This window comes from Acinetobacter sp. YH12155 (assembly GCF_013418255.1).
GTDB lineage: Bacteria > Pseudomonadota > Gammaproteobacteria > Pseudomonadales > Moraxellaceae > Acinetobacter > Acinetobacter indicus.
On the sequence record NZ_VPCK01000020.1, the window covers coordinates 40,125 to 47,063 of the forward strand.

6 protein-coding genes are annotated in these 6,939 nt (G+C 47.8%); 5 read left to right on the forward strand and 1 reads right to left on the reverse strand.

The features are described 5' to 3' along the window. Window positions 1–5 precede the first annotated feature (5 nt). From FTU86_RS11685 to FTU86_RS11705, 5 genes are all read left to right on the forward strand, one after another. Window positions 6–1,061, forward strand: a complete 1,056-nt coding sequence (locus FTU86_RS11685) for a preprotein translocase subunit SecA (protein WP_180006904.1) — start codon at window positions 6–8, stop codon at window positions 1,059–1,061. Between the two features lie 121 nt (window positions 1,062–1,182). Further along, the gene (minC, locus tag FTU86_RS11690; RefSeq protein ID WP_005179806.1) at window positions 1,183–1,905 is read left to right on the forward strand and encodes a septum site-determining protein MinC; all 723 of its coding nucleotides are present in this window, start codon (window positions 1,183–1,185) and stop codon (window positions 1,903–1,905) included. A gap of 68 nt (window positions 1,906–1,973) precedes the next feature. Then, window positions 1,974–2,786, forward strand: a complete 813-nt coding sequence (gene minD / locus FTU86_RS11695; RefSeq protein WP_005179808.1) for a septum site-determining protein MinD — start codon at window positions 1,974–1,976, stop codon at window positions 2,784–2,786. A 2-nt stretch (window positions 2,787–2,788) separates the two neighbouring features. Then, window positions 2,789–3,061 carry a cell division topological specificity factor MinE gene (gene minE, locus FTU86_RS11700; RefSeq protein WP_005179812.1) on the forward strand — a complete coding sequence of 91 codons (273 nt, stop codon included), beginning with the start codon at window positions 2,789–2,791 and terminating at the stop codon, window positions 3,059–3,061. Window positions 3,062–3,263: 202 nt separating this feature from the next. Then, a complete protein-coding gene (locus tag FTU86_RS11705; RefSeq protein WP_045796110.1) occupies window positions 3,264–3,551 on the forward strand; it encodes a PA4642 family protein in 288 nt (95 codons plus the stop codon). A gap of 63 nt (window positions 3,552–3,614) precedes the next feature. Here FTU86_RS11705 and FTU86_RS11710 read toward each other — a convergent pair whose 3' ends face one another. Beyond that, window positions 3,615–6,674 carry a DNA translocase FtsK gene (locus FTU86_RS11710; RefSeq protein ID WP_180048522.1) on the reverse strand — a complete coding sequence of 1,020 codons (3,060 nt, stop codon included), beginning with the start codon at window positions 6,672–6,674 and terminating at the stop codon, window positions 3,615–3,617. Window positions 6,675–6,939: the final 265 nt, after the last annotated feature.

Below are 6,939 nucleotides of genomic sequence, written 5' to 3' on the forward strand. Positions count from 1 at the left end.
GCATTATGAAGAAACGCGAAGAGCCGGTGATCAAATCTTCCTTTCACTTTGTCAGAAAGGACTCATGGAGCTGGAAAGTGGTGCTGGTATACGATATCTTTATGATGGCGTTAATCCTCATCAACCTGTTCTGCCTGAGTGCCAATGCCATTTTGATGAGTGATTTTGGTGACTGGCTCTTCAACTTTATTCAGCTGCCAGAGGTATTGCAATTTTATCGCACAGAACTGCGTCCCTGGGTCATTATTACCGAAGGCTGGTTTACCACCTTCCTGATTATTGAATTGCTGGTACGCTGGGGCCTGGCGATTATTTTCCGGCATCATGCCCGCTGGTGGTTCTTCCCTTTCGTGCACTGGTATGAAGTGCTGTCGATTCTGCCACAGCTGCGTTTTCTGCGTTTATTACGCGCCGTGGCGATTGGCTACAACCTGTATATTCATGGCTACAAGGTTATTCCGGACAGCATCTTCCGACGCGCCAACTTTTATTACAACCTGGTGATGGAAGAACTGTCGAGCCGGATTGTGCTGACCATTGTCAATAACCTGCAACGTGAACTGAGCAGCAGCACTGGTCATCGCCAGTTTATTGATGATCTGGTCGAGCAGCACCGCAAACTGCTGGCCGCAGCACTGGCCGACATCTTGCAGCAATCTTTGGGTAAAGAATTGCAGAGCCAGCGTCAGAGCATTGCCGAAAATGTCGGTCAGGTGGTGAGTCAGGCCATTGAAGATACCCCGGAGCTGACCCAGTTACTGCGCCTGCTGCCAATTGTCGGCGGACGTATGGAACGGCAGATTCAAAGCATTGGCCAACGTTTGGGCGAAAATATTACCCAAGGGCTGATTCAGCCTTTTGCCCATCATGACACCCTGCCAGATAATGTGGCCTATGCGCATATTGCTGACAAAGTCAGCCAGATCGAGATTGAACATAATCCGCATATTGATGCGTTGGTAGAATCTGCGGTATTTGAAACCCTGGAAGCCATTCGCAAACAGGTCAAAGTGAAAAAGTGGCAACAGATCCTGAATGAGCAGGAAACTGACAAAGAATAGCCAGCAATAAAAATATTTAAACCTTCGGCTAGAGTATTCGGCCGAATTGTTCTAGGATTTGCTCTATTTACAACATTTACTTCGACAACAATGAACAGGTCAGAAGTCTTAAGGAATCATTATGGCTGACATACGGATAAAAGGCAGAATGGTCAATGCGATTCGCATTAGCTTAGATACAGATGATCATGATGCGATCCGCCAGCAATTGAGCCCAATGTTACAAAAAGGGTTTCCACCCCAAATTCCGGCGGTGATTGAAAGTTCGGTAGATCAGGAATTAATTGCCCTGATTCAACTGCTGATTGATCTGAATGTACAGCCACTGGCCGTGGTAGAAGGCATTCTGTCGGAACAGGCGCGTGCCATCCAGTTCCCGGTAATTCCGCAAGATCGTCAGTTACAACAGATCAAAGCCACCCAGGAACAGGTCATTGAAACTCCGGCAGAACCTGAAGCGCCTGCCGCAGAAGCCGCGGTGGTAGAAGCTGCAGCGGCACGAATTTCGCATGTGACCTCTTATCACGATGAAATTCTGCGTACCGGTCAATGTCTGGTCCAGAACCAGGGCGATATTATCTTGAAAGCTGGTATTAACAGCGGTTCGGAAGTGATTGCTTCAGGAAATATACATATTTATGGTAGCGTTCGTGGTAGAGTCATTGCCGGCGCAGGTGGGAACAGTTCAGCACGAATTTTCTGTCATTCCCTGGAAGCAGAATTGGTATCTATTGCAGGCACTTACTGTGTGGCGGACGATATTCCCCCGCACGTAACGAAAAAACCGGTACATATTTACCTAAATGACAACCAAGAGCTTGTATTTGAAGCTCTGGAATTTTAATGTATAAATAAACACCAAAAAACCCCATACACAAAAGGGGGATTTAAACCATAACAGGAGTGGATTCGGTGGCGAAAATTGTTGTCGTAACATCAGGCAAAGGTGGCGTAGGTAAAACTACAACGAGTGCATCTTTTGCAACAGGTTTAGCCCTACGTGGCCACAAAACTGTTGTTATCGATTTTGACGTGGGTTTGCGTAACCTGGACTTGATCATGGGTTGTGAACGTCGCGTTGTTTATGATTTTGTGAATGTTTTAAATAATGAAGCGCGTTTACAACAAGCATTAATTCGCGATAAAGATATTGAAAACCTTTATATTTTACCTGCTTCTCAAACTCGTGATAAAGATGCCCTGACCGATGAAGGTGTGGCACGTGTCATGGATGAGCTTGCTCAAGAGTTTGATTACATTATCTGTGACTCACCAGCAGGGATTGAGCGTGGCGCCATTTTAGCCATGTACCATGCCGATGAAGCGATTATTGTGACCAACCCTGAAATTTCTTCAGTACGTGACTCGGATCGTATTATTGGCATGCTCGACAGCAAAACCAAAAAAGTAGAACAAAACGAAGGACGTATCCGTAAGCATTTATGTATCACACGTTTCAATCCGGAACGTGCCGATAAACAGGAAATGCTCACCATTGACGATATTTCAAAAGATATTTTACGTGTACCAACTTTAGGTGTAATTCCAGAATGTAAAAGCGTTCTGCAAGCATCTAACGAAGGTAAGCCAGTCATTCTGTATAGCGAAACTGAAGCGGGTCAGGCGTATGATGACCTGGTGGCACGTTTCTTGGGTGAAGAGCGTCCATACCGTCACATTACTGCTAAACCTAAAGGCTGGTTAGCACGATTATTTGGAGCGTAATTATGGCAGGATTCTGGAGTAAATTATTTAGCAGCGAAGAAAAAGCATCAAGTGCTCAAACCGCCAAGGATCGTTTAAAAGTCATTGTTGCTTCTGAAAATGGTTTAGGCCGCCGCCTGAGCCAGGACAAAATTGACCAGATGAAAAAAGAAATCATGCAGGTCGTGAACCGCTATGTCCGCGGTGTCGATGAACAGCACATTCAAATGTCGGTACGTTCTGAAGCCAACATTGAAATGCTTGAAATGAATATCAATTTGCCTGAAGAGCGATAATCTGATTTTTGATTAGTCAAGCAAATTGAATCAAGGCAGAATATGAGGCGGAAATAGCAAACTTAAAGCATTGCTTTAAGGATTTGCCCAGCCGCAAGACGAGAAGCTGTGCTTCAAGATAAAGTGCACAAAGACACTTTGCCTCTTGCGAACTCATATTTTGCCTTTTTTTCATTTCGAAAAACTATTCCAGGAGATTGCGATGGCATTGTCTCAACCAGCAACATTCAATGAAGAATGGTCAGATGAGCGTGTATTTGCCTACCTGAATCAGCTTCCTCCGAATGGAGTGAATGCTGATTTCCATGTGCTTTACCATGCATTTAAACATATGCGCCCAACAGACTATGAGCGCTTACTGACCCAGTTTGTTGCCGATGGCCGTGATGTAAATGCCACCAATCCTGAAGGACAGCGCATTCATGACGTGATTGCAGAATTCCCGCGCCAAAGCGCAGAATTCTTGGCAGTACTGGCAAAATTTGCTTAAGTCGCACTGTCCATAAAAGAGCCCACCTATTGGTGGGCTTTGTTTATAAAGATCGAGAACAGCTTAAACCAGAATTTCACGCTTGCCGTTCGGACCCTGTTCACTAACAATGCCCTGCTCCTGCATCTGATCGACAATACGCGCCGCTCGGTTATAACCGAGGCTAAACTTACGCTGTAAAGACGATACCGACACTTTACGGGTTTCCAGCACAAAGGCCACACACTGGTCATACAGCGCATCACGGTCGGAGCCGCCATCACCACCATCTTCAAAACCACGTGACGCTGGTTCTTCATCAAATGGAGTCAGAATTTCATCGACATAATCCGGTGAACCCCGTTCACGCCAGGCATCACAAATCCGGTTGACTTCATCATCGGAAATAAAGGCACCATGCACACGTTCCGGTTCAATTTTACCTGGTCCAAGGAACAGCATGTCACCATGACCGAGCAGGTCTTCTGCCCCGCCAGCATCCAGAATAGTCCGTGAGTCAATTTTTGAGTTCACGCGCAAGGCCACGCGAGTCGGGATGTTGGCCTTGATCAGACCGGTAATGACATCCACCGATGGACGCTGGGTAGCCAGCAATAAGTGAATCCCAGCTGCACGTGATTTCTGCGCCAGACGGGTAATCATTTCTTCGGCTTTTTTACCGACCTGCATAATCATGTCGGCAAACTCATCCGCCACAATCACAATTGATGGTAACGGCGTCAAGCGCGGTGCGCGTTCCTGGGTTGCTGAATCGCCCGGTTTCCAGGTCGGATCAATCAGGTCTTCGCCATTGGCCAGGGCTTCTTCGACTTTGCGGTTATAGTCGCTGAGTTTACGGATTTTCAGGAATGACATCAGCTTATAACGGCGTTCCATTTCATTGACACACCAGTTCAGGGCGCTGACCGCATCTTTCATGTCAGTTACCACCGGCGTTAACAAATGTGGAATATCGTTATAGTTGGCCAGTTCCAGCTGTTTCGGATCAATCAGAATTAAACGCAGTTGATCCGGCTTGTATTTAAGCAACATCGACAGAATCATCGAGTTCACCGCCACCGATTTACCCGAACCGGTGGTCCCTGCAACCAGCATATGCGGCGCTTTGCCCAGTTCGGTAATCACCGGATTACCAGAAATATCTTTACCCATCGCCATCGACAGGATGCCATCCTGATCTTCAAATTTCGGGGTTTGCACCAGCTCAATCAGACGCACCATTTCGCGGGTACTGTTTGGCACCTCAATACCGATATACGGTTTGCCCGGAATCACCTCGACCACACGCACCGAAGCCATCGACATGGAACGGGCCAGGTCACGGGAAATATTGGTGACTTTCGAGGCTTTTACCCCCGGCGCCAGATCCAGCTCAAAACGTGTAACTACCGGTCCCGGCTGCGCTTCCACCACTTTGGCTTTGACATTAAATTCCTGCAGCTTGATTTCCAGCAGTTCAGATAAACGCTCCAGCTGCTCTGCGGTGAAGTTGACCTTTTTATTTGGATCGACCTTATCCAGTAGCTCCAGACCCGGCAATGGTGATAAATCACGACGTTTCTCTGCGACCTGCATGGCACGCGACATTGGACGGCCCATGGCATCGGTTAATGGCGCATCAAAGTCAAATTCATCTTCTTCTTGCGGTTTGCCGGCAGTTTCATGCCAGGCCTCAATGAATTCTTCTTTCGATAGGGCTTCTTTCACCGCGTCATTGACCACTGGTGCAGCCGCTGTGGCACTTACCGCAGCCTGATGCTGAATAGGCGCCTGTACAAAAGCCGAAGACTGCGCATAACTGCTGGTAGTTCTTGGGGCAGGTGCTTCTGGCTTCAGATCATCAACCAGCAGATCATCCAGCCCTTCAAATTCTTCATCACTCAGACGGTTTTTCGGGCTTGCATACTGCGCTGTGGCAGCCGATGGCATTTCAACCGCTTGTACGTCTGGCACCGGCTGGATGTGCGGTGCAGGTTCAGGCTGCGACTGACTATTAAATGGACTATGCAGATCCTGAGCAGCTTTCCCATTCGGTACAGCAGCCAGCAATTCGTCAAAGATTTCGTCATCATCCCAGTCAATATTAGACTGCGGCGTATTCGATGCAGGCGGTGCATCATGCACGGGCTGGACCACTGCATTAAAATGATCTTTCGGTGCGTGCGGAATCTGATCCTGAGAAGCACGTAACAGCTCATGAATATCCTGACTGTGCTTCTGGTCAGCATCATCATTCAGCGCACGCCAGACTTCACCGGTTGCCACCACACGCTGACTGTCCTGGGTCAGGCGATGGGCTTTTTCGACCGTCTGCTCAAAGACCTGCTCTTCTTCATCCAGCAGATCCTGCTCTGCAGAACGCTGCTGTTCACGCTCGACCATATCATCAAACAGACGCTCGGCCACCTGTTCATGACGGGACACCGCTGGTGCCACCGGAGCTTCTTCGACTTCACGATGTTCTGGTGCCGGCGTAACCACTTCGGCTGCAGCCGGTGCAGCGGCCACCACTGTTTTTTTAACGACCGATGCCGGTTGATCAGCTTTAGGCACATCACGGTAAAACAGGTCTTGTAAATAAGCTGGCGTGGCTTTTAAAGTCACCCAGGTCCGGTTCCATTTAATCCCAAAGGCCAGTGTAAACAGGACACCCCAGAACACCAGCAGGAAAAAAGCTGCACCATAAATAGTGAGCAGCTGCGACAGGCTCTGCCCCAGTTCATACCCAATAATCCCGCCAGAAGCATTTTCTAGCGTATCGGCCGGCACTTGCCAGAACAAATACAATAGACTGGCAGTGGCCAGCAAAATAAAGAACTGCGCCGCATAACGGAAAGGACGGTTCAGGAAACTACGCGGCCACCACACCTGAATGGCTTCAATAAACAGGTACAGCGGAATCAGCAGACTGGCCCAGCCCAAAAAGCCGAACAATAGGTCGGCAATCCATGCGCCGGCGACCCCGCTGGCATTGGACACCTGCTGGGTATCACTAGACAAATGCATCCAGCCCGGATCAAAAGGGGTATAGGTGACTGTCGCAAGGAACAGATAAATCCCGAATGAAACCAAAAATAATGTCATTATTAAGCGCTGTGCATAAGCACCCGACACCGCAGTCATATACTGTCCTGTAACCAATTTTTCATAAATGTTCTTGTGCAACCCGCCAGTTTGGCATGGCCATAAAATAGATATTATGCACCTGTTGCAGCAAAAAAGATGCAAGATTATTGAAGTCAGTTGTTAACTTTTTCTATATAACCTGAATCGCGGATAAGAAATTGACTTGAAAAATAAGAGGACTAGAGCCATCAGTTGAGTTACCACACCAAACTCACAACTCTAGTCCTGATGTTCAATAGTACCGAATTATTCTGCGTAATTG

Bases quoted from the DNA above. Each gene is read 5' to 3' on its own strand.
- FTU86_RS11710 (WP_180048522.1), bottom strand. From the start codon at position 6,674: ATGACTGCGGTGTCGGGTGCTTATGCACAGCGCTTAATAATGACATTA.
- minE (WP_005179812.1), top strand. From the start codon at position 2,789: ATGGCAGGATTCTGGAGTAAATTATTTAGCAGCGAAGAAAAAGCATCA.
- minC (WP_005179806.1), top strand. From the start codon at position 1,183: ATGGCTGACATACGGATAAAAGGCAGAATGGTCAATGCGATTCGCATT.
- FTU86_RS11705 (WP_045796110.1), top strand. From the start codon at position 3,264: ATGGCATTGTCTCAACCAGCAACATTCAATGAAGAATGGTCAGATGAG.
- FTU86_RS11685 (WP_180006904.1), top strand. From the start codon at position 6: ATGAAGAAACGCGAAGAGCCGGTGATCAAATCTTCCTTTCACTTTGTC.